A 21,708-nucleotide genomic window follows, 5' to 3' on the forward strand; every position below is an offset into this window, starting at 1 on the left:
ATACAGTAGCTTATAAAACTCACAACCGAAAGGCAGGACGTAAAACATGAACGTTACGGTGTTGGGTGCTGGTGCTTGGGGAACTGCGTTTGGACAAGTACTTGCGGATGCAGGAAATCAAGTGACAATGTGGGCAATAGAGCCGGAAATTGTTGAAGGAATTCGCGATCATCATCATAATGGCGTGCGTCTGCCTAGCGTAGAAAAACTTCCAGAAAACATGACTGCAACTGGGGATCGAGCAGAGGCTGTTGCGAATGCGGATATTGTAGTCGTGGCGATTGCGGCACAGTTTGCTCGCGTTGCGTTGGAAGGTTTTGTGGGTTTGATTCCACAAAATGCGATCGTTGTTTCGCTTATGAAAGGCATTGAGCGCACAACCGGCAAACGTATGGATGAAGTTGTGTGCGAAGCTTTGAACTTACCGCGTAACCGTTTTGCTGCACTTTCCGGACCAAACTTGAGCAAGGAAGTTGCATCTCGCCACCCGGCTGCAGCAGTAGTTGCTTGCGCAGAAAAATCTCAGGCAGAAGTAGTTGCAAAAGCATGCTCAAACAGCTACTTTAAAGCATTTGTGTCAACAGACGTAATCGGCGTAGAAATGTGTGGCTCGCTTAAAAACGTGGTTGCGCTCGCAGTTGGTATGGCTCGAGGCGCAGGATATGGCGAAAATACGGCGGCTATGATTGAAACGCGCGGTTTGGCAGAATTGACGGCATTGGGCGTAGCAGAAGGCGCAGATTCGCGCACTTTTGCAGGTCTTGCTGGCTTTGGTGATTTAGTTGCAACTTGTGGATCTCCTCTAAGCCGCAACTATACTTTCGGTGCAAATCTTGGAAAAGGCATGAGCGTTGAAGAAGCAACTGCCGTAAGCAATGGTGTTGCAGAAGGCGTGCCAACCACAAGTGCAGTAGTTGCAATGGGCAAGCGTTTGGGTGTTGCAACTCCGCTTGCAAGTGCAATGGCTCGCGTGCTTGAAGAAGGAATTTTCTGCCAAGAAATGCTCGCAATGCTTTTCGACGACGATGTTTGCGAAGAGTAAGTAGCGTTTGCAAAAATAATCAAAACTAATCCAAAATAACTAGAATAATTCAAAAATATATAAAGGAAAAAAATGACGAAAAAGCGTGTAGTGTTCTTGTATGGCGGTAAGGCAGACGAACATTCGATTTCTTGCATATCTGCTGCTGGAGTGCTCAGTGCTGTAGACGAAAATCGTTTTGACATTGTGCGGATCGCAATCACAAAACAAGGCGAATGGATTGTTGGTGGTGAAGATCCTCGTAACTTCCGCATGGAAGAAGGCGAGTTGCCAGTAATCACAAAAACCGCTGGAACGCGCGATGTTGTGCTTGACCCTGCAAAGGGTGCAGACGGATTCTTGGTGCGAAAAGCGGACGACACGCTTGAAAGTTTAGGTCATATCGACGCTGTTTTCCCAGTTCTTCATGGTCCAAACGGTGAAGATGGCACTTTGCAAGGTTTGCTAGAAATGATGCAAGTGCCGTACGTCGGTTGCGGAGTGTTGGCTTCGGCTGCATGCATGGATAAATACTACGCAAAGCAACTGTTTAAGGCTGCCGGAATTGATGTCGCTCCAGGAATTGCGTTGGATGCTAGAAAATTTGCAAGTGACTCGACGAATCGCTTTGCTGCGTACGCAAACGAAATGCTTGCGCAAGTTGAGGCAGCAAAACTCGAGTATCCGCTTTTTGTAAAACCAAGCCGTGCAGGATCTAGTTTTGGCGTAACAAAAGTGGAATCGCATGATGCTAAGGCTTTAGCACAAGCCGTTTTTGAAGCTTCGAAGCACGATTGGCGAGTGCTAGTAGAGCAAGGAATTAACGCGCGCGAGATCGAGTGTGCGGTTCTTGCAGCTCGCGATGGCGAGGAGCCGAAAGTAAGTTTGCCAGGTGAAATTGTGTTAGACAAGCGTCAGGCTGGCGAAGATCAGTTCTACGATTTTGATAGCAAATACATGGATTCCGCGGCTTCGCACGTGGAAGTTCCAGCAGATCTTCCTGCGGAAACTTTGGAGCTCGTGCGTAAAACAGTGCTCGCAGCATTCAAAGCAGCAGACGGTAGAGGATTAAGCCGTGTTGATTCGTTCGTGACTCCTGAAGGTCATGTGATGATCAACGAAATCAATACAATGCCTGGGTTTACGCCAATCTCCATGTATCCAAAAGCTTGGGAAGCAACCGGAATAAGCTATGGCGATTTAATTACGAAGCTTATTGAGGGTGTGCTTAAGTAAGTGTGAATAGTGCGAGTAGCGCAAGCAGCGCAAACGTAGCACACGTCAAATAAAAAGCGAAAAATCACAATAAAGCGTAAAGAATAACAAAAGGAATGAGTATGCAAGAGATACAACATGACGACACATATTTGTTGGCGCGAAAGCGGCAGGGAACTATTGGAATGTCATTATGCATGTTCATGGTTGTGTGGATTGCTGCTGCATATGCATTAGGTATGTGTTTTCCGTATTTTTTGCCTAAAGAATTTTTAGAAAAATCTATTGCAACAATATTAGTGTCTGACATTGCGCAATATTTAATAGCGCTTCCTATTGCAATGCTGATTATGCGAGCAGTACCAACTCTTGCGTCGCGTGAATTTTCTATGTCTTTGCGTCAATTTTTGGGATTCTACGCAGTTAGTGTGCCAGTTATGTATGGAGGAAACTTAATTGGTACAACATTAGCTTCAATTATTACAGACGGTAAAGCAGAAAATCGCATTTCAGAGACTATTGTGTCTGGAAATATGTGGGAAACGTTTGTGTTCGTAGTGATTCTTGCTCCTATTATGGAAGAATGGTTTTTTAGAAAGCAAATACTTTCTCGATTGCGTGTGTATGGCGAAAAGAAAGCAATTGTGTTCTCTGCTTTAGCTTTTGCATTATTCCACATGAATATATTCCAATTTTTCTACGCTTTCGGGCTTGGGCTTATTCTCGGGTACATGTACGTACGCACTTCTAAATTGCGTTACAGCATATTTCTTCACATGATTGTGAACTTCCAAGGAAGCGTTGTTGCTTTATGGTTACTAAAACAGATGACAGATGCAAACGGGAATGTTATAGAAATTGACAAATTATCGAATAAAGAGTTAATGGATTTGCCTTCTGGATTTGTGCTAGCTGGATTATATAGCATATTTGTGTTTGCAGTGCTTGTAGTTGGAATAGTGTTACTTGCTCGTAGTCGCCGATATTTAGTTTTCTTTGATGCGCCTTTGGAATTGCCTAAGGAAAATAATTTGAAATCACTTTATGGAACCGTAGGTGTAATTGCATTTTTGATTATTTCTGTGATTCTTAATGTGATGATGCTTTTTTCGTAACTGCTATTTTTCGTAACGAAAAACAAAAATTCAAAATTCATGACTTAAGGAGGCGAGTTATATGTTAAGCAAAAAATTAGCCAATAAAACTATTCGCGTTGGATTGCTTGGTGCCGGAACAGTCGGTTCGCAAACAGCGCGACTTATAGTTGAGCAGAGTGATGAACTTGCGGCTAGAATTGGTGCAAATATTGAGCTTGCAGGAGTTGCGTGCTTGCATCCGGAAGAAGTTGACGCTCCTTGGATTAAGCGTGATTTGCTAACTACAGACACTGCCTCTTTGTGCACCCGCGAAGACGTTGATATTGTAATCGAGCTTATTGGCGGACTTGAGCCGGCTCATACTTTTGTAAAAAGTGCGCTATGCCATGGAAAATCTGTTGTTACTGCAAATAAAGCGTTGCTTGCAAAGTTTGGTCCGGAATTATACGAGTGTGCAGAAAGTCACGGAGTTGACTTGTACTTTGAGGCGGCTGTAGCAGGAGCGATTCCTATTGTTCGACCGCTTCGAGAGTCACTTATTGGCGACGAAATTACGCAAATTTTCGGGATTGTAAACGGAACTACCAACTATATTCTTGACGAAATGACTGTGCGCGGACTTGATTTTGACTCGGCTTTACGCGCAGCTCAAGAAAAGGGTTATGCTGAGGCGGATCCGACCGGAGATGTTGAAGGTTTCGATGCTGCAAATAAAGCTGCGATTCTTGCAACTCTCGCATTCCAAATGCCGGTAAGTATTGACGATGTTTCTGTTGAAGGAATTAGCGCGATTGACTCTGAAGATATTGCTGCAGCGAGCGCGGAAAAGCGTGTAATTAAGCTACTTGCAGCAGTTGAAAGGCATTGCGACGGCGAATCAAACTCAGATGGCGGAGTAAGCGTTAGTGTGTATCCGGCGCTTGTTGGCGCGGAGCACCCTTTGGCGTCGGTTCATGGCAGTTTTAATGCTGTATTTGTGAAGGCGCAGGCTGCAGATGATTTGATGTTCTACGGACGCGGTGCCGGCGGCGCTCCAACTGCAAGTGCTGTTGTTGGAGATGTTGTTAGTGCTGCTCGAAATCTTGTGCGTGGATGCGCAGGTTTTGGCGTGCCAATGTACAACAAGTATGTGCCGGCCTCTAGCGAGCAGACCAGAGCAGATTTTGTGATTCGTTGCAATATGGAAGATACTTCTTTGGCTTTGTGCAGCGAAGTTATGGATGTTTTTGCAGATCATGGCGTTGTGTATGAGCGTTTGGCTTCGGCGTGTCAAGCTAAGTATTCTCAAACTGAAGGTGATTCGGATTGCCCACAGTGCGGTCTTGGTGGACCTGGCAGTGTGCGCGTGCTTGTGAGCGAATGTTCGGAAGCTGCGGTTCAAGCTATTTGCGAGGATTTGCAGAAGTTGGACGTTGTGTGCGGAAAGCCGCTAGTTTTGCGCGTTATAAAGTGAAAAGCTGCAGGTGATCGTATGAAGCCAGTATGTAACAGTGTTTCCGTGCGCGTGCCAGCAACTAGCGCAAATCTTGGTTCTGGGTTTGATGCAGCCGGTATTGCGCTTGATTATGCGGATTCTTTAGTTTTTACTCTGGATGATAATCGTTCTAAAAATTCGCTTGATTCGCTCGATTATGCTGGAAACGTGCGCGTAATTATTCACGGCGAAGGCGAGGATACGCTTCCAAAAGATGAAACGCATCTAGTTGTAGCGACTTTTCGCAAAGCTTGCAAAATATTTGGTCTGCCAAACTTGCGATTTACGTTAGAAGCGCATAATCGGATTCCGCAAGCGCGCGGTATGGGCTCTTCTGCAGAAGCGATTGTTGCTGCAGTTGCTGCTGCTTGGGCTTTTGCTCACGAAGGTGATCTTAATCGCGAAGCAATTTTCGAAATTGCGGCCGCAATTGAAGGTCATCCAGACAATGTTGCTCCTGCAGTTTTTGGCGGTTTGACGATGAGTTGGAAGCTTGATGCTGGGGAAGGCAAAGGTTCTGTGCGCGTGGCTGGAGATTGCGAAGCTCCGCTTTCTACCGGTTTTCATACTGTGCGATACAAAGTTTCGCAAGATATTTCTGTGTCGGTATTCGTTCCTGATTTCGAGCTTTCTACAGAGCTTGCTAGACGCGCGCTTCCAGCAAAAGTGCCGTATGGTGACGCAATATTTAATGTGTCGCGAGCTGCAATGCTTCCGGTTGCTTTTGGTGAGTTAAATAGCGATTCTGAAAATAAATTAGGCACAGTAAAATCTGATATTTCGCGAAATGCGCTACTTTTTGCAGCAACTCAAGATGCTCTTCATCAAACGTATCGTGCAAATCTTATGAAAGATTCGTGGAAGCTGGTGGAGACGTTGCGCGAGCATGGTTTTGCGGCAGCGATTTCGGGAGCAGGATCGTGCGTTGCTGTATTTTATGCAGGAGATGCCGAGTATAACAAGAGTGCAGCTCAAAAAATCGACGCAATTGCCGAGCCGTGGCTTTCGCGTACGGGCTGGCGCGTTTTGCACGTGCCTGTTGATTCTACTGGCGTTGCAATAACTCGCGAATAAGTTGTGTGAAGTTGTAAAAGGGAAGGGTAAGGTATGACAGTTTCGTTGATTTTAGCCTCGCAGTCTCCTTCGCGTAGAGCGGTTTTGGCGGCGGCTGGCGTGATTCCGGTAATTCACGTAAGCGAAGTGGATGAGCCGGCGGCTTTGCGTGATGCCGCTAGTGAGCGAGGTGCAAGCGTTGAGCAGTTGAGTGCTGAGCAGCGAGTTTCTATTTTGGCTCGCGCAAAAGCTCAAGCTGTGTACCATGCGTGGAAACGTGTGGCGGATACGGCTGCTTCGGCTAGTGGCGATTTAGTTGTGGGGTATCCGCTGGAAGCTGAAACTGAATCTTCTGAACTTGCAGAAACTGCGAAATCTGCTGGTAATGCTTTAGCAAGCGATTCGCAATCAGACGTAACGCATAACGTAGATACGGCGCAAACTCGCGATTTTTCAGGCGTTACTGTTCCTACAAAAACTTTCGATATTCACGATTTTGCATATACAAATAAATCTTCTCATGATTGTAGCGGTGTGCTGATTGTTGGCTGCGATTCCATGTTCTTACTCGATGGTGAGTGCTACGGAAAGCCGCATACTCCTGAAGTGGCATTTGAGAGAATCAAGCAGATGAGCGGAAAAACAGGACAATTGTGGACTGGCCACTGCTTAATCGACGCAAAAACCGGCAAAACTATTTGCAAAACAAGTCATGCAAGCGTAACTTTTGCGCAAATGAGTGACGCGGAAATTCGCGCGTATGTAGCAACTGGTGAACCTCTAGAAGTTGCAGGATCCTTTACACTAGAAGGTTTTGGCGGAGCTTTTATTGAAAGCATTAATGGAGATCCTCACGGTGTTCTTGGAATCAGCTTGCCGCTGCTGAGACAAATGGTTTCAGAGCTTGGATATGCTTGGCCGGATTTGTGGAATAAGGAAAGCTTGGAAGAAACTGGCGAAAAGAATGATCCGACTTCCACGGAAGTGCCTAAAGAAAATGTGCATCAGCCGGGAGATGGCTGGGTGCATTGCGATTGTGGTCGCAGGCATTGGGGTCATAACGGTGCTGCTGGAGTTCTGCTTGCTAGGCGAGATGCCGAAACTGGTCGCGTGACGCACGTTGTGATGCAACATCGCGCGCTTTGGAGCGCTGAAGGTGGCACTTGGGGCATCCCTGGTGGCGCAATTTCCGATGGAGAAAGCGCGATTGAGGGCGCATTGCGTGAGTCTTTCGAGGAAGCAAATATTACTTCGGGAGATATTGAAGTTGTTGGAGCTTACCGCGAGGATCACGGAAACTGGTGTTATACAACGGTTTTTGCGTTTGAAAAGCCGGGGCATAGTGTGGATCCTTGCGCGCACGACGACGAGAGTATGGAAATTAAGTGGGTGCCAATTGACGACGTGCCTAAGCTGAAGTTGCTTACGGCAATGCGCACGGATTGGCCGTCTTTCCGTGCGCGCCTTGATGAGTTAGCGCTCCGACATGCTTGAGCGCAGCACAGCGCGCGCGAAAGCAACTCGGAGCGCCGAGCTTGCTTAGGGTTGAAAGCGCGGTGTGCTTTCAACGCAAGCGAGGTCTGCCTTCGTCTCGATTGACGAAGGCAGGGCAGGTTTGTGTGGTTGGGTTTTAGAAACTGGGTTGTGTTTTGTGTGCGCTCCGACCTGCCTGAGCGCAGCATTGCGCGCGTAGGCGGCATAAACTGCGCACGAAATCATCCCAAAATTGCGGCAATTACGGCTATGCAAATTGGGCTAGTGACAGTAGAAAACAGTATGCCGTCGCGCGCAAAACTTAAGCCGACGTTGTAGCGCGCAGCATAATTGTAAACGTTTTGACCAGTTGGAAGAGCAGCTAACACAACGCACGCATACAAAGTCGCCCCGCGGAAACCCATCACAAAATAAGCTAGCAAAAACGCAATTGCAGGCATAATAAGATTTTTTAACACAGCAACCGTGGCAATAGCAGCTCGATTAGAATCTTTTTGCAAAGGCTTGCTGCCGTAAAGCGACATTCCAAAAGCCATTAAAATCATTGGAACTGCAGAATCGCCAATCATCTTAATTGGATCGTAAAGAAAATTAGGAACAGGGAAGTAGCCAACTTTTGCGGAAATTGCAGAAATAATAATTCCCCCAAGCGAACCAATTAAAAGTGGTTGTTTTAAAGGCTGCTGTGCAATGCGCTTGAGAGAACATTTTCCAGTAGTTGTAATGTCGAGAACAGTCAAACCAACAGGAGTAAATACAGCCTGTTGCATAACTAAAATCGGAGCAACAAGCGCAGGATTTCCCAAAATATAAGTCGCAACCGGCAAGCCAATATTGTTGGAATTTAAATAAAGAGAATTGAGAGCACCTATAGTGCAGTCAGCTGCAGGAAGATGGAAGCAAAAGCGATTAAGCAGAACGAACGCAACTCCAACAATCATCGCAGAAAAGAATGCAACAAAAATCGAAGAGTGAAAAATCTCAAAAATAGGCTCTTTAGAAAGTATTGCAAACATTAAGCAAGGGCTGGAAACGAAAAAACTTACGCGATTTAGGACCATTTGAGCCTGTGAACCGCCAACGCGCATGCGAGCAGTAACGTAGCCTGCAGCAATAACAATGCCAATTACGCAAAAGCCTTGCATTGCGCTGATTAAGCCCATTTCTTGCCTCCAAAATTCGTTAATCGCACGCAAATTGCATGCGTGCGAACCTATGCTGTAACTATAGGAGAGATACGCAACTTTTATGTGCGCTATGGATAAGTTTGAAATTATTGGAATTTTTAGTAACTGCTAATTGGCTTAAAAACAGCGATGCAAATTTTAATATTCAACGAGTCATATATTTGACTCGGCAATATGGCATACTAGAGAGCGGTGGCACTGCAAGCCGCCAGGCAATCGATGGCGTCGATCCCCTCGTGAGCGTTTTCCGAGGCTGGCGTCCGCTGTCGCGCAGCTAGACTTTGTAGAGAGCTTTGGGGTGGCTCGCGCACGTGCGTGCTTAACTTAAAGCCAGGGATGCGAGGCGATGCAGCGTCTCGTGAGGAGCATAGTGCCCAGAATAATAAGAGAACGCTTCAATGAATCTGAAGCTGAAAATAGTAGAACTGTGTCTAAAACCGCTACTTCTGCGGAAATGTCCGGAATAATGCAATCTACAGATTTTGCGGAAAGTAATATGGCTGCCGGTGATACTTTGCAGCAAAGCTCTGGCGTTACGCGTCGCCGTCGCGGTCGACGAGTTACTCGTGGTGCCGGTGCGGCTGGAGAAGCAATGGAACTAAAAGTTGAGGATTCTAGTGCGAAGAATTCTGAGCCGCATGTTGTTAAATCGCGCCCAATAACTTCGCTCCTATTCCAGGAGCCAGTTCTTCCTAAGGTAGTGAACGATCGTAGCGAGGAAAGCAGCAGTTCGCGTAATGACTTGCGTGACAACTCGCGTGATGGCTTGAATGATGATTTGCGCGATGATTTACGTGATATTTCTCGCGGAAGGCGCGGTGGACGCAATAGCCGTGATTCTCGTGATAGTCGTGATAGTAGCGAACGCAAGTCTCGTTCTGAAAGACGCGAGAATTCAAGCGAAATAAAGCGTGATAGTGGCAGAGGGAATAGTCGTGAAACATCGCGTGAAACAAGTCATTCTATGTATTCTCAAGATTCTGAGTACGCTAAGAATTTTCAGGATTCGCAAGATGATCGCGACGAAAAAACTCGCAAAAGCCAGCGTTCTCGCCGTTCTCGCAGATTGAATGCTGTTGAGCGACGTGCTGCAGCTGAAGTTGAGCAAATTGAAGAGGATCTTGCATACGACAATATTGTTTATGCTCCCATTGATACGCGCATCGATGAAACTCTTGATGTTAGCGATATTTTATCTGCAGAAAATACTTCGAATAGGCGTTCTAATCGTCGCAATATGTCGAATAACATCTCTAATGATGATGACGCTCGAAATGAAAACGGTGCAGTAGACAGCAGAGGCGGTAGCAATAGCAGAGATAGCCGCAATAGCAGTGACGAAGGCGATAACAGAGGTACAAACGACGATTATAATGCGAATAATGGCAACGATGACGATGAAATAATGATTACGCGTCGCCGTCGTCGCCGTCGTAGCTCTCGCACTGATCGAAATGAAAGCCGCAACGGAAGTCGCGATTTAGACATTGATATTTCAAATGATCTTGACGATGACGTGAATTCTCGCACAAAACGCACAAGTCTAGATGAAGTCTCTCAAGAAGATCGCGATTTAATTCCAGATCCAGAAGAACTTCGTGAGCAAGATGAGGAAGAAACTCTTTATACGCGCCGCCGTCGCCGCCGCCGTTCTAAATCCTCCGATGACACGAATTCCGCACCTTCTCAGGAAGAGTCATCCGACTACACTAATGCAAACGAAGACGACTTGACTTCTCGCCGCTCGCGCAAGCAGCAGTATATAGACGAAATTACGGATATTGAAGGCTCTACGCGACTTGAAGCAAAGCGCCAACGCCGTAGAGATAATAGGCGTGAGCGTAGCCGTCAAAACCTTCTTATGGAGCAAGATTTCCTTGCTCGTCGTGAAAATGTTGAACGATTAATGGTTGTTCGTGAGCGCGATCGTCATACGCAAATTTCCGTTATTGAAGACAATATTCTTGTAGAACATTATGTTTCTGATATTCAAGAAGTTGCTACTGTTGGAAATATTTATCTTGGGCGCATTCAAAACGTGCTTCCAAGCATGGAAGCTGCGTTTGTGGATATTGGTCAGGCTCGAAATGGCGTGCTTTATGCAGGCGAAGTTAATTGGGATATGGCTCGTCTTGAAGGTCAGCCTCGTAGGATTGAGCTTGCGTTTAAGTCTGGCGATCCTGTGCTTGTGCAGGTTACTAAGGATCCAATTGGACATAAGGGTGCTCGATTGACTTCGCAAGTAACTCTTGCAGGGCGTTTCTTAGTGCTTGTGCCATCTGGCGGTATGACAGGTGTAAGCCGCAAGCTTTCAGATCGAGAGCGCTCGCGTTTGCGCGCTATTGTGTCGAAGATTGCGCCAAAAGATATGGGTGTTATTATTCGTACTGCTGCTGACGGTGCAAGCGAGGAGTCGATTGAAAAAGATTTAGATTCGCTCGTTAAGCAGTGGGAGCGCATTGAAGCTAAGCGCGAAGAATACTTGCATGGAAAGCGTCCTAAGTTGTTACAGGGTGAGCCTGATGTGGCAATTCGTGTTGTGCGCGATATTTTCAACGATGACTTCCAAAAGCTTATTGTGGAAGGCGAGGGAGTGCGTCAGCGAATTGATGAATATCTTGAGATGATGGCTCCAGATTTGCGCAGCAAGGTTGAATATTGGGATCCTGCTGAGCATGAAGGCAAAGACGTTTTCGATAAGTGGCAGATTGATAGTCAGCTTCGTAAGGGCATGGAGCGTCAGGTTTATTTGCCAGCTGGCGGCTCTATCGTGATTGATCGTACGGAAGCAATGACTACGATCGATGTGAATACTGGACGATTTATTGGGCGTGGTAAGTCTTTGGAAGAAACGGTTACTCGTTGTAATTTGGAGGCTTCTGAAGAGATTGCACGCCAGCTTCGTTTGCGCGATATTGGTGGCATGGTCATGATCGATTATGTCGATATGGTTATGCCAGCGAACCGCGATTTGGTTTTGCGTAGGCTTTTGGAATGCTTGGCTAGGGATCGCACGAAGCATCAGGTTGCTGAAGTTACGTCTCTTGGTCTTGTGCAAATGACGCGTAAACGCGTTGGCCAAGGCTTAGTTGAAGCGTTCTCTGAAGAGTGTCCAACGTGCAAGGGACGTGGATTTATTTTGCACGATGAGCCTACTGTTTCTTCGGAATATGCAGATCCTTATGCGCTTAAGGGCGGAGATCCTTTTGTTAAAACAAACAAGTATGGTCACGGAAGCGCAACGGAACAGCCTGCGCCTGTTAAGCAGCAGGGTTCTAGTGCGGAAGTGAGAGCTAAGTTAGCGCGTATAGCTGCCGCATCTGTAATTACTGACGCAGCTCATAAATCTGAAGAAGAAACGCAGTATAGCAATTTTTTGAATTCTGACAAAGAGTCTGTATCTTCTAAGGCGGATGAAACTGGCGAAACTGCGGATGCTGGCGAAACTGCTGAAACTAGTGAAGTTGCGGAAACTAGTGAAGCGAATAAAACTTCTGAAGAATTAATTGAAAATAATTTAGAGGATACTACGCAAGAGATTGCTGGGTATACTTCGGAGCAACCTGCGCAAGATACTACGCAAGAACCTATGCAAGATGCTACGCAGGAAACTACGCAAGAAACTACAGAAAATGATGATTGCGCCTCTGAATAGTGACTAAGTATATGCCTTGAGTACAATATTGAATATTGTCTGCATTGACTCATGAATCTAGCGACTTGACGTTAGTACATGGGTAGGTGTATTTTTGATAGTCGGTGTCTTGCCGCGCGCGTTTTGCTGTGCGCAAGGCAAAAGTAAGCTTTCAATTGAGCTAAGGAACGAATTATGTACGCGATTGTGAAGGCCGGTGGCCATCAAGAGAAGGTCGAGGTTGGCGACGCCATTCTCGTGAACCGTCTCGATGCAAAGAAGGGCGATACCGTGGAATTCCCGGTCGCGCTCGTTGTTGACGGTGCTAAGGTGACCTTAAGCGCCAAGGATCTTGCTAAGATCACGGTGAAGGCAGAAGTCTTGAATGACGAAGCCAAAGGTCCAAAGATTAGCATTATGAAGTATAAGAACAAGACTGGTGTGGCTCGTCGCAAGGGTCATCGTCAGAAGTTGACTCTCGTCAAGATCACGGCCATCGCCTGATTGACGGTGTTATAAACCTGAAAGGACAGTGAGATGGCACATAAGAAGGGTGCGTCTAGCTCGCGCAACGGTCGCGACTCACAAGCGCAATATCTTGGTGTTAAGAAGTTTGGCGGTGAAGCTGTAGTGGCTGGCAACATTATCGTTCGTCAGCGCGGCACTAAGTTCCACGCAGGTCAGAATGTTGCTTTGGGCAAGGATCACACGCTGTACGCTTTGGTGGACGGCAATGTGAAGTTCGGTATCCGTCGCGACCGCAAGGTTGTTGACGTTGTTACCGCCTGAATTTTAGCTAAGCCAAAGTGCTTCAACAATAAGTCGACGATAATAACTCGGCGATAAAACGTTTAAGCCGCACCCAGTTCGGTGCGGCTTTTTTGTTCTCGCATGTTCCCGAGAATTTAGGTGTTTAGCTTCGAGTAAGGTAGCAGTATGAGTGATTTTGTAGACCGCGTAACAGTGCATGTAAAAGGCGGAGATGGTGGAAACGGATCTGCCGGAGTTCGTCGCGAAAAGTACAAACCATTAGCAGGCCCAAATGGCGGTAATGGCGGTGACGGCGGTTCCGTTATTTTTGTAGCTGATCGCAACGCAAACAGCTTACTTGACTACCGCTTCATGCCTCACCGCACTGCAGAAAACGGTACGATGGGCTTAGGTGACACTAAAGACGGTTCAAAAGGTGCAGACTTAGTGCTTCCAGTGCCTGTTGGAACTGTTGTTTTTACAGCACGCGGTGCCGCAGGCTCTCAAAAGCGACCTGGCGAAGTTTTGGCGGATTTGCAACATGTTGGAGACAAATTCGTTGTGGCGCAGGGGGGTGCCGGCGGTCTTGGCAACGCAGCACTCGCAAACAAAACTCGTCGTGCCCCAGGATTCGCGCTTTTAGGCGAGCCTGGCGAAGAACGCGACGTAATTTTGGAACTCAAGTCTATCGCAGACGTAGCTTTAGTTGGATTCCCTTCTGCAGGAAAATCAAGCTTAGTTGCCTCAATTAGTGCAGCTAAGCCGAAAATTGCTGATTACCCGTTTACTACTTTGGTGCCAAACCTAGGCGTTGTAAGCTTCGGCAACTATCGCTACACAATTGCAGACGTTCCAGGCTTAATTCCAGGAGCTTCCGAAGGAAAAGGCTTAGGTCTTGAGTTTTTGCGTCATATTGAGCGCACAGAGATTATTGCGCATGTAATTGATTGCGCAACGCTGGAGCCAAATCGCGATCCAATTAGCGATTACCACGCTCTTGAGCATGAGCTTGCGCAATACGCTGATAAACTTGAGCTTCCGTTGGGTGCGATTCCAATTCCAGAGCGTCCGCGCATTATTGTGCTAAATAAAGTCGATGTGCCTGAAGCTAAAGAATTGGCTGATTTTGTACGCGGTGAATTTGAGAAAATGGGATTGACTGTATTTGAGATTTCTACCGCGTCTCACGAGGGCTTGAAAGAGCTTGGTTTTGCGCTTGGACGATTGGTTGAAAAGATGCGCGAGAAGCTCGCTGCCGAGGAAGCAGCACGAGAAGAAGAGCGTGTTGTCATCCAGCCGCTTGAGCAGCAGACTTCAGCTTTGCGTCGTCGCCGCGATGATGGACGTGGAAATAGCGCAGACTTTGAAATTAAGCGCGAAGAAGATAGGAATGGTGATTTTTGGTTCACTGTTACTGGCGCAAAACCTGAGCGCTGGGTTGTACAAACGAATTTTGACAACGACGAAGCCGTTGGTTATTTGGCAGATCGCTTAGCAAAGCTTGGTGTTGAGGACGAATTGCGCAAGAAGGGAGCGCGTCCAGGAGACGAAATTCGTATTGGCACTGGGAATCATATGGTTTGTTTCGATTGGGATCCAAGTATTGCCGCCGGTGCAGAAGGATTGGACGGCGCTAACTTGGGTGCGCGTGGTAAGGATTTGCGAATCGAAGCGAACGATCCTCGCGGAGCAAGGCGTACGAATGCTGAGCGTAGACGAGATTATCACAGCATGATGGATGCAAAGAGCGCAGTTCGAGACGCGATGATGGCTGAGCGAAAGTCGGGTCACTGGGCAGATCCTTCTGTGGATGACGATCGCCATGATGAAAATAGCTTGTTTGGTCGTGGAGAAGAGCAGAAAAACTAGAAAAATCAAGGTCAAGGGGAATCTTATGAATAATCCAGAAATTGAGCTTACCGAAGATGGGGTTCGGTGTTCAATTCGTGAGGCGCGTACAATCGTTGTAAAAGTTGGCTCAAGCTCACTTACGAGCGCGTCCGGGCAGCTGGATGTGCAAAAGTTGCGCGCTCTTGTGGCTGCAATAAGTCACGCGCAAATGCAAGGTGCTCGCATTGTGCTTGTGTCTTCTGGCGCAATTGCAGCTGGATTTGGTTTGCTCGGCTTTAATGAGCGTCCTAAAGATGTGCCAACTCAGCAGGCAACGGCTTCAGTTGGCCAAGGATTGCTTATGGCTCAATACGAAGCTGCATTTTCGCAATTTGGTTTCAGAGTCGGGCAAATGCTTCTTACGGCGGACGTTACTATTTCGCCGTCGCGCTACCGAAATGCGCAACGCACAATGCTACGTTTGCTTGAGCTTGGCGTAATCCCAATAGTAAACGAAAATGATGCACTTTCTAGCAACGAAATTCGATTTGGTGACAACGACCGTTTGGCGGCTCTTGTAGCAAATATTGTGCGAGCGGAAGCTCTTGTGTTGCTTACGGATGTGGATTCTCTCTATACTGCGCCGCCTAGTGAACCGGGTGCTAAGCGTGTGAGTTTTGTGCCAGATGTGACGCGCGCGATTGAAGAAGTGAAAGTTGGCGCAAGTGTTTCGGGCGTAGGTACCGGTGGTATGGTGACGAAGATGGAAGCTGCGCATGTTGCTGCAGTTTCGGGAATTCCAACTGTGCTAACTTGCGCTGGAAATGCCGGTCCGGCACTGGCTGGAGATGCTGTTGGTACTGTGTTTGCGCCGGTGCATACGCGCGATTCTTCAAGGCGACTTTGGATTGGTTTTGCTTCGCATCCGCACGGAGTTTTGGTGGTTGATAATGGTGCTGCGAAGGCGGTTCGCGGAGGTCGCGCGAGCTTGCTTGCGGCTGGTATTGTTGGCGTGCGTGGCGAGTTTTCGGCGACGGATCCTGTGTGGATTGACGATGAGCAGGGTAACCATTTGGCTAAGGGTTTGGTTGCTTTTGACGCGGAGGAAATTCCGGAGATTATGGGGCGTACGAGCGATGAGCTTGAAGAATCACTTGGCCGTCAGTATGCGCATCCGGTTGTGCACCGCGACAATCTCGTGCTTGTGTGATTACTAGTGGTTCGTGTTTTGTTGATTTCACCAAATGGTTTTGTGTTTTCGACAGTTTCGCTTGTTTCGCTCGTTTCGCGGCTTAAGGTTACACTGTAAATCATGGCAGAGAATATTGCAGAAACTTCATCCTCAGAAAATTGGCGCGTATTAAGCGAGCGTATTAACCGGGTCGCTCCGAGTGCAACTTTGGCAGTAGACGGCAAGGCAAAAGCTATGAAAGCTGACGGCATTGACGTTGTAAGCTTTGGCGCAGGCGAGCCAGATTTTCCTACTCCCTCTTATATTGTTGATGCTGCAACACAAGCGTGTAAAGACCCGCGCAACTATCGTTATACTGCTACGGCAGGTTTACCGGAGCTTAGGGAGGCGATTGCGAGCAAAGTGCAGCGAGATTCCGGCTACGAAGTTTCCCCAAAACAAGTCGTAGTTACAAACGGCGGAAAGCAAGCTGTGTATGAGGCTTGCCAAATTCTCTTAAATGATGGCGACGAAGTTATTATTCCAGCTCCATATTGGACGAGTTATCCGGAGGCTGTGAAGCTTGCAGGCGGCGTGCCTGTGCCAGTTTTGGCAGGTGCAGATTGCGGTTTTGAACCAGATATTGAGGCGATTGAGGCAGCTCGTACTTCACGCACGCGCGCAATTATCGTAACTTCGCCTTCGAATCCTACAGGCGCTATTTGGAGCGCGCAAACTATACGCGCAATCGGCGAGTGGGCTGTAAAACACCATATTTGGGTTATTTCTGACGAGATTTACGAGCACCTGCATTACGACGGCATTTCGACTTCGTATATTGGCGTAGAGGTGCCGGAAATTCGCGAGCAGCTGCTGATTTTGAATGGTGTTGCGAAAACTTACGCCATGCCTGGCTGGCGTGTTGGCTGGATGGTGGCACCAGAAGATGTTGCTAAAGCTGCAATTAAGCTTCAAAGCCATATGACTTCTAATGTTTCTAATATTTCGCAGCGTGCAGCAATTGCTGCAGTCGGCGGTTCGCTAGACGTGGTTGCCACTATGCGTGGGGCTTTTGACGCTCGACGCAAAGCGATTGTGGAAGCGTTGAACAATATTGACGGCGTTACTTGCCCTCTTCCTCATGGCGCTTTTTACGCGTTTGCTAACGTTGAGGCGCTGCTTGAGCGTCCGCTCGGGGAGCATAGCGAAGTGCCGCATACTTCTTCTCGATTTGCTGAAATGTTGCTTGACGAAGCGCATGTTGCTGCGGTTCCAGGAGAGGCTTTTGGTGCTCCTGGATATTTGCGATTCTCTTGCGCTCTTGCTGACGACCAGCTTGCTGAGGGCATGCGTCGCATGAAGAAGTGGGTTGAAGCTTAAGCAAGTATTTATTGCAAAATAAGAACTTGCTTGCCATGCAAAATGCGACACTCGCTTTTGTGCGATGATATAACGAAATCATGCCCATGAGATAGTATGTCTATCTGGCGGTTTGCTATTTCGTCCCTTTTGGGGTATGATGAGCAAGTTCACCTTAGGGATGTGGCGCAATTGGTAGCGCAACGGTCTCCAAAACCGTAGGTTGTGGGTTCGAGTCCCGCCGTCCCTGCCAGTTTTTTGTTCAAGTTTTTACACGAAGGATTCAAGCATGGCGCAGGCACGTAGTACTAAGAAAGCAGTAAAGCATAACTTGTTCGTGCGTATTGGCATGTTCGTTAAGCAAACTATTGACGAGACACGCAAGGTTATTGCACCTCATGGCAAAGAGTTGTTTGCTTGGTCGTCTGCAGTTTTCATATTTGTTGTATTTTTGATGGCTTTCGTCACCTGCATGGACTTCGGTTTGGGTAAGTCCGTAATGTGGCTGTTCGGCTGAGTTGAAATTGGCTGAGTTGAAATTTTGAAGGTGTATGCAAGATGACTGATGAATTCAATCTCGAAGAAGCAAGTGAAGCTGATGAGGCTTTTGCTTCTCATGATGCTGACGAAGCAAACGAATCAGCTGTGAATGATGAAGCTGCTGCTTCTAGCGAGTCTGTTGAAGCTGATGTGGATGAGGAATCTGCTGATGTTGAAGCTGATGTAGCTGATGGCGCTGCTGCTGATGGTGTTGTAACTGACAGTGTTGCTGATGCTTCTAACGAAACTGGCGAAACTGATGAAGCTAGCGATGCTGGCGAAACTAGCGAAGCCGACCCAACTGATGCCGGCGCAATCGCTGTAGCAGAATTTTCTAAGAAACTTCGCACTTTGGAAGGCAAGTGGTACGTTCTTCACACGTATTCTGGTTACGAAAAGCGCGTGAAAACTAACGTTGAATCCCGCGTGCAGAACTTTGGTTTGGAAGATAAGATTTTCCAGATTGAAGTTCCTATGGAAGAAGTCGAGAAGCATACAGAAAAGGGTAAGAAGGTTATTACCCGCGTGCGTGTTCCAGGCTATGTATTGATTCGCATGTGGCCGGATGAGAACGCTCGTCGCATTGTGCGCGAGACTGAGGGTGTGACTGGTTTTGTTGGTCCTTCTAGAGAGCCTGCACCATTGAGCCGCAAGGAAGTTGTGTCAATGATGGCTCCGATGATTGCTTCCGAAGCTTTGAAGAATGCTGGCGATAAGCCGGCTGCAGCGCGCAAGCGTAAGGTTGAGGTTGCTTACAAGGTTGGCGATCAGGTGACTGTGACTGACGGTCCATTCTCAACGATGGCAGCTGTGGTTTCGGACGTGGAGCCTACAACTCAGAAGCTTACAGTGTTGGTTTCCATCTTTGGGCGTGAAACTCCTGTGGAGCTTGGATTCAACCAAGTGGAGCCGATTGTTTGAGATGAAAGACTGATCCAAAAGCTTGAGTGAAAAGCTTTAAGTTTTTGTAACTTTTACAAACCGGGGTGTGTTAATTCGCGCCCCGGTTTTTATTATTTACTGCAACACGCCGTAAAATGGGGAAATAATCCTAAATTTTCTTGCAATTACAGTGCTTTTATCAATGTAAATAATAAATATTTCCAAATATTTCGTTTGGCTTGCAAATAGGCGTGGGGGGGGGGGTATAGTGCTGAGTGTTTGAGAAGAGCGTTTTTAGCAGAGAATTCGAGTTTTTCAGTGCCGTTGTAATAACGACATTACTATATAAGAGTTGGTGAATTAGGAGGTAGGTGTATATGTTTAATTCGCATATATTTAGCCGTTTCCTTCGACTAGTGTGCTCAATTCGCCGTTCGTTATTTGCTTTTTTCGTGGCGATTGCAATGTTGCTTGCTACTTTTGTGATTGCTCCAACTTCTGCTTTAAGTGCTGGCGAAGGTGCTGGTGAAAGTGCTACTTCTACTGAGAAGGCTGAGGGCGCGAAGGCTGGTTCTGCTAAAAACGATAGTGAATCGAATAAGCAGCCTGATCAGAGTGAATCTAATAGTGCTGAGCATGATAAGAAAAATACTGGCTCTTCTGATACTTTAAAGAAGAATGATGGTGAGCTAAAGTCTGTTGAAAAGCAGAACCCTGCTAGTAACAATGGTGTCAATAAGCCTAAGGCTGAGAAGTTTGTAAATGAGACTGCTGCAAATAAAAAAGCTAAAGATGCCCAAAAGAAAGGCGCCTCTACGGAATCTGTTAAAGGCACTGACAGAAGTGTGAAGAAAAAGCCTGAACTTCCGGAAGTGTGCAAGAATAATAAAAAGTATAATACTCCTGTAAAATGCTACAGCATTACTTATGGTAGTAAAGATAAAGGTAATAAAGACACAATAAACATTAAAGGCAAGGATGGCGAGTCTTATAATAGGGTTCCTCAGATTATTACCCCAACAATAAAAGTTGCTGGTATTGTGCAGCAAACATTACCTAATGGCGTTTGGCTTGGGTTGGAGAAGTATGGTAAAACTGATGATTCCGTAAAGTATGCTTTTTTCAAGGGTGAGAATGATAAGAATGATAGCTACACTGCTAAATCTACGCAGGGTGTATCTAATAGCGATGGTTCTATACGTTTTTTTGCAAGCAAATGGCTAGTAGATAATACATATAGGTTTAATGTTGTAATACATTATCCAAATGGTTCTAAATCCAGCACTAGGATTAAAGCGATACTTGCTAAGGATGATTTGCCTAAGGCTGAATCTGGTGATTTAAAGCTGAGCTTATACGATTTTGGGAAAAAGGATGATAAAGTTTCTGTAAGCGGTAATAGAATTACTATAAAACCAAAGTCTAAGGGTTCAGCTCCTAGCGGAGGTACTGAAGGAAGTGCTACTGGCAGTACTGATAAGAAAGACACTTACGATCCTATTAATAAGCTTTTTATTGATTCGCAATCGAAATATAAGCCTGGTTTTATTCATCATCATATGATTTGCAAGACTGGTAATGGTGATAAAGCCAGTTACACGGTAGATAGTGTTAATGGTTTGAGTCTAGATACGCAGACTCAGTTCAAGCATATTGAAAATAAGGATCGACCAAAGGATAGCACTGCAGAGAATTCTGCTGTGTATGAAAATGATGATTATACCGAGGAATCTCAAAGCTGGATTAGTGACACGCCTACGAAGGCTGGGACTTTTGAGTGCAAAGTGTTTGCTGTTAAAGATGTTAAATTAGAGCGCTTAGAAGGCGGTAAAACTAAGGAATCTTCTACACTAGCAAAAGAGTTTGATAAAGCAACTAATAAGCAATCTCTGTTTGATAATCCAGAACAAAACATAGTTGAAGATAAGTGGAAAAATAAGGCGGATATTCAACAAGGCATTGACTGGGATTATAAGTCAGTTACGATTGAAGTGCAGTCAAGTAAGCCTCCAGAGCCAGAAATTGGTGATAATGATCTTACGCTGAAAGTGTATCCGTTTAAGGATTCTACAACAGCGTTGACTAGCGACAATAACAAGATTTCTGCGATACTCGGTATGAGTCTTAAGCCGTTTGTTGATGCTACTTCTGCGGCGGATAGCGCGAATAAGATTACGTTGCGCGTGCTCTGCTCGAAGGGCAAGAAGAAGGATTCTGGCTCGCGATCTGAGCAACCCTCTGAACCGTCGCAACCGTCTCAAACTGCTGGATCTCCGCAATCTGCGGAAGATCTTGAATATAAGACTTGGAGCAGTAATCTTGCCGAGCTTGGATTGAGTGTGCCTGCGGATGATAATCAAAATAGATGCAAAAAAGGTGATAAGGACTGTAATGCTGCTGCGCGAACTGATATGGAAGTGAGTATAAAGCCGACTGATGTTGGCAATTACCAGTGCGTTGTGTACGCGCTGAAACCTAAAGCGTTCAATGCTCAATCTGGCAAGCAAACGCCTACGGACATTGATGAGGCATTAGCTGGTGATAAGTCTCTTAAAGAACATAAGGATTTTGCTGCTTTTACGTTCAATCTTCATTCGGTGAGCAAGTTTACTTTGCCGCATACGGGCGGGCAGAGTTGGAATTTGCAGCTCGGTATTCTTGCAGCGCTATTGGTGAATCTGCTGGCGGCTGGCTTCGTGGTAAGTCAAAGTGAGCGCGGTCGCAAATTAATTTTGGGAAGGTGGCGAGGCTTATGCAATTACGTATGAAGCAGTTGTATATGCATTTACTCGCCGTGCTTCGCATAAGGCGATTGCGTACGCATTTGCGCATAAAGCCTTCCTGTTTCGCGCATTGTTTTATTGCGTATTGTTTTATTGTGCAGTCTTTCGGGATTCGGGAGCGTGATAACACAAGGTAAATGCCAAAAATTTTAAAACTTTACTCGTATGAGCATGATAAATGCAAATCAATTTTCTACTTGCTGTAAAAAGCAATGAAA

16 protein-coding genes and 1 tRNA gene are annotated in these 21,708 nt (G+C 46.5%); 16 read left to right on the forward strand and 1 reads right to left on the reverse strand.

Annotation, left to right across the window (positions count from 1 at the left end; translation table 11 throughout):
- Positions 1-46 precede the first annotated feature (46 nt).
- The 6 genes from HXT26_RS00780 (at position 47) to HXT26_RS00805 (ending at position 7,354) form a co-directional block, all read left to right on the forward strand.
- Positions 47-1,042, forward strand: a complete 996-nt coding sequence (locus HXT26_RS00780; protein WP_422112009.1) for an NAD(P)H-dependent glycerol-3-phosphate dehydrogenase — start codon at positions 47-49, stop codon at positions 1,040-1,042.
- A gap of 72 nt (positions 1,043-1,114) precedes the next feature.
- Positions 1,115-2,257: a D-alanine--D-alanine ligase gene (locus HXT26_RS00785; RefSeq protein WP_174191631.1), complete on the forward strand. Its 1,143-nt coding sequence runs from the start codon at positions 1,115-1,117 to the stop codon at positions 2,255-2,257.
- 101 nt (positions 2,258-2,358) lie between these two features.
- Positions 2,359-3,351, forward strand: a complete 993-nt coding sequence (locus tag HXT26_RS00790; RefSeq protein WP_004118563.1) for a CPBP family intramembrane glutamic endopeptidase — start codon at positions 2,359-2,361, stop codon at positions 3,349-3,351.
- A gap of 61 nt (positions 3,352-3,412) precedes the next feature.
- Positions 3,413-4,786, forward strand: a complete 1,374-nt coding sequence (locus tag HXT26_RS00795) for a homoserine dehydrogenase (protein ID WP_004106232.1) — start codon at positions 3,413-3,415, stop codon at positions 4,784-4,786.
- 18 nt (positions 4,787-4,804) lie between these two features.
- Positions 4,805-5,881 (forward strand): homoserine kinase, encoded by a 1,077-nt coding sequence (thrB, locus tag HXT26_RS00800; protein ID WP_032842465.1) that lies wholly within the window; start codon positions 4,805-4,807, stop codon positions 5,879-5,881.
- Positions 5,882-5,914: 33 nt separating this feature from the next.
- Complete coding sequence (locus HXT26_RS00805; protein WP_112928813.1) at positions 5,915-7,354, forward strand: Maf family nucleotide pyrophosphatase; 1,440 nt, start codon at positions 5,915-5,917, stop codon at positions 7,352-7,354.
- Between the two features lie 221 nt (positions 7,355-7,575).
- Here HXT26_RS00805 and HXT26_RS00810 read toward each other — a convergent pair whose 3' ends face one another.
- Positions 7,576-8,517 carry an AEC family transporter gene (locus HXT26_RS00810; RefSeq protein WP_004106240.1) on the reverse strand — a complete coding sequence of 314 codons (942 nt, stop codon included), beginning with the start codon at positions 8,515-8,517 and terminating at the stop codon, positions 7,576-7,578.
- A 394-nt stretch (positions 8,518-8,911) separates the two neighbouring features.
- Between HXT26_RS00810 and HXT26_RS00815 the strand changes: the two genes are divergently transcribed.
- The 10 genes from HXT26_RS00815 (at position 8,912) to HXT26_RS00860 (ending at position 21,475) form a co-directional block, all read left to right on the forward strand.
- Positions 8,912-12,196 (forward strand): Rne/Rng family ribonuclease, encoded by a 3,285-nt coding sequence (locus HXT26_RS00815; protein WP_112928812.1) that lies wholly within the window; start codon positions 8,912-8,914, stop codon positions 12,194-12,196.
- 174 nt (positions 12,197-12,370) lie between these two features.
- On the forward strand, positions 12,371-12,679 hold the full coding sequence (rplU, locus tag HXT26_RS00820) for a 50S ribosomal protein L21 (protein ID WP_004111933.1): 309 nt from the start codon (positions 12,371-12,373) through the stop codon (positions 12,677-12,679).
- 33 nt (positions 12,680-12,712) lie between these two features.
- Positions 12,713-12,964, forward strand: coding sequence for a 50S ribosomal protein L27 (rpmA, locus tag HXT26_RS00825; protein WP_004106248.1), 252 nt, complete (start codon positions 12,713-12,715; stop codon positions 12,962-12,964).
- Positions 12,965-13,111: 147 nt separating this feature from the next.
- Positions 13,112-14,794, forward strand: a complete 1,683-nt coding sequence (gene obgE / locus HXT26_RS00830) for a GTPase ObgE (protein WP_004118573.1) — start codon at positions 13,112-13,114, stop codon at positions 14,792-14,794.
- A gap of 25 nt (positions 14,795-14,819) precedes the next feature.
- Positions 14,820-15,965 (forward strand): glutamate 5-kinase, encoded by a 1,146-nt coding sequence (gene proB / locus HXT26_RS00835; RefSeq protein WP_174163575.1) that lies wholly within the window; start codon positions 14,820-14,822, stop codon positions 15,963-15,965.
- A gap of 102 nt (positions 15,966-16,067) precedes the next feature.
- A complete protein-coding gene (locus HXT26_RS00840; protein WP_415706129.1) occupies positions 16,068-17,306 on the forward strand; it encodes a pyridoxal phosphate-dependent aminotransferase in 1,239 nt (412 codons plus the stop codon).
- Positions 17,307-17,462: 156 nt separating this feature from the next.
- Positions 17,463-17,538, forward strand: a tRNA-Trp gene (locus tag HXT26_RS00845).
- A 36-nt stretch (positions 17,539-17,574) separates the two neighbouring features.
- On the forward strand, positions 17,575-17,802 hold the full coding sequence (gene secE / locus HXT26_RS00850; RefSeq protein WP_004106254.1) for a preprotein translocase subunit SecE: 228 nt from the start codon (positions 17,575-17,577) through the stop codon (positions 17,800-17,802).
- A gap of 41 nt (positions 17,803-17,843) precedes the next feature.
- Positions 17,844-18,746, forward strand: a complete 903-nt coding sequence (nusG, locus tag HXT26_RS00855; protein WP_422112010.1) for a transcription termination/antitermination protein NusG — start codon at positions 17,844-17,846, stop codon at positions 18,744-18,746.
- 338 nt (positions 18,747-19,084) lie between these two features.
- The gene (locus HXT26_RS00860) at positions 19,085-21,475 is read left to right on the forward strand and encodes a hypothetical protein (RefSeq protein WP_422112011.1); all 2,391 of its coding nucleotides are present in this window, start codon (positions 19,085-19,087) and stop codon (positions 21,473-21,475) included.
- Positions 21,476-21,708 lie beyond the last annotated feature (233 nt).

The sequence above is a fragment of the Gardnerella sp. DNF00497B genome, assembly GCF_049262725.1.
GTDB classification, from domain to species: Bacteria; Actinomycetota; Actinomycetes; order Actinomycetales; family Bifidobacteriaceae; genus Bifidobacterium; species Bifidobacterium leopoldii.

Coding starts and splice junctions, on each gene's coding strand:
- secE (WP_004106254.1), top strand. CDS start 17,575: ATGGCGCAGGCACGTAGTACTAAGAAAGCAGTAAAGCATAACTTGTTC.
- HXT26_RS00805 (WP_112928813.1), top strand. CDS start 5,915: ATGACAGTTTCGTTGATTTTAGCCTCGCAGTCTCCTTCGCGTAGAGCG.
- HXT26_RS00790 (WP_004118563.1), top strand. CDS start 2,359: ATGCAAGAGATACAACATGACGACACATATTTGTTGGCGCGAAAGCGG.
- obgE (WP_004118573.1), top strand. CDS start 13,112: ATGAGTGATTTTGTAGACCGCGTAACAGTGCATGTAAAAGGCGGAGAT.
- proB (WP_174163575.1), top strand. CDS start 14,820: ATGAATAATCCAGAAATTGAGCTTACCGAAGATGGGGTTCGGTGTTCA.
- nusG (WP_422112010.1), top strand. CDS start 17,844: ATGACTGATGAATTCAATCTCGAAGAAGCAAGTGAAGCTGATGAGGCT.
- HXT26_RS00840 (WP_415706129.1), top strand. CDS start 16,068: ATGGCAGAGAATATTGCAGAAACTTCATCCTCAGAAAATTGGCGCGTA.
- HXT26_RS00810 (WP_004106240.1), bottom strand. CDS start 8,517: ATGGGCTTAATCAGCGCAATGCAAGGCTTTTGCGTAATTGGCATTGTT.
- rplU (WP_004111933.1), top strand. CDS start 12,371: ATGTACGCGATTGTGAAGGCCGGTGGCCATCAAGAGAAGGTCGAGGTT.
- HXT26_RS00780 (WP_422112009.1), top strand. CDS start 47: ATGAACGTTACGGTGTTGGGTGCTGGTGCTTGGGGAACTGCGTTTGGA.
- rpmA (WP_004106248.1), top strand. CDS start 12,713: ATGGCACATAAGAAGGGTGCGTCTAGCTCGCGCAACGGTCGCGACTCA.
- thrB (WP_032842465.1), top strand. CDS start 4,805: ATGAAGCCAGTATGTAACAGTGTTTCCGTGCGCGTGCCAGCAACTAGC.
- HXT26_RS00860 (WP_422112011.1), top strand. CDS start 19,085: ATGTTTAATTCGCATATATTTAGCCGTTTCCTTCGACTAGTGTGCTCA.
- HXT26_RS00795 (WP_004106232.1), top strand. CDS start 3,413: ATGTTAAGCAAAAAATTAGCCAATAAAACTATTCGCGTTGGATTGCTT.
- HXT26_RS00785 (WP_174191631.1), top strand. CDS start 1,115: ATGACGAAAAAGCGTGTAGTGTTCTTGTATGGCGGTAAGGCAGACGAA.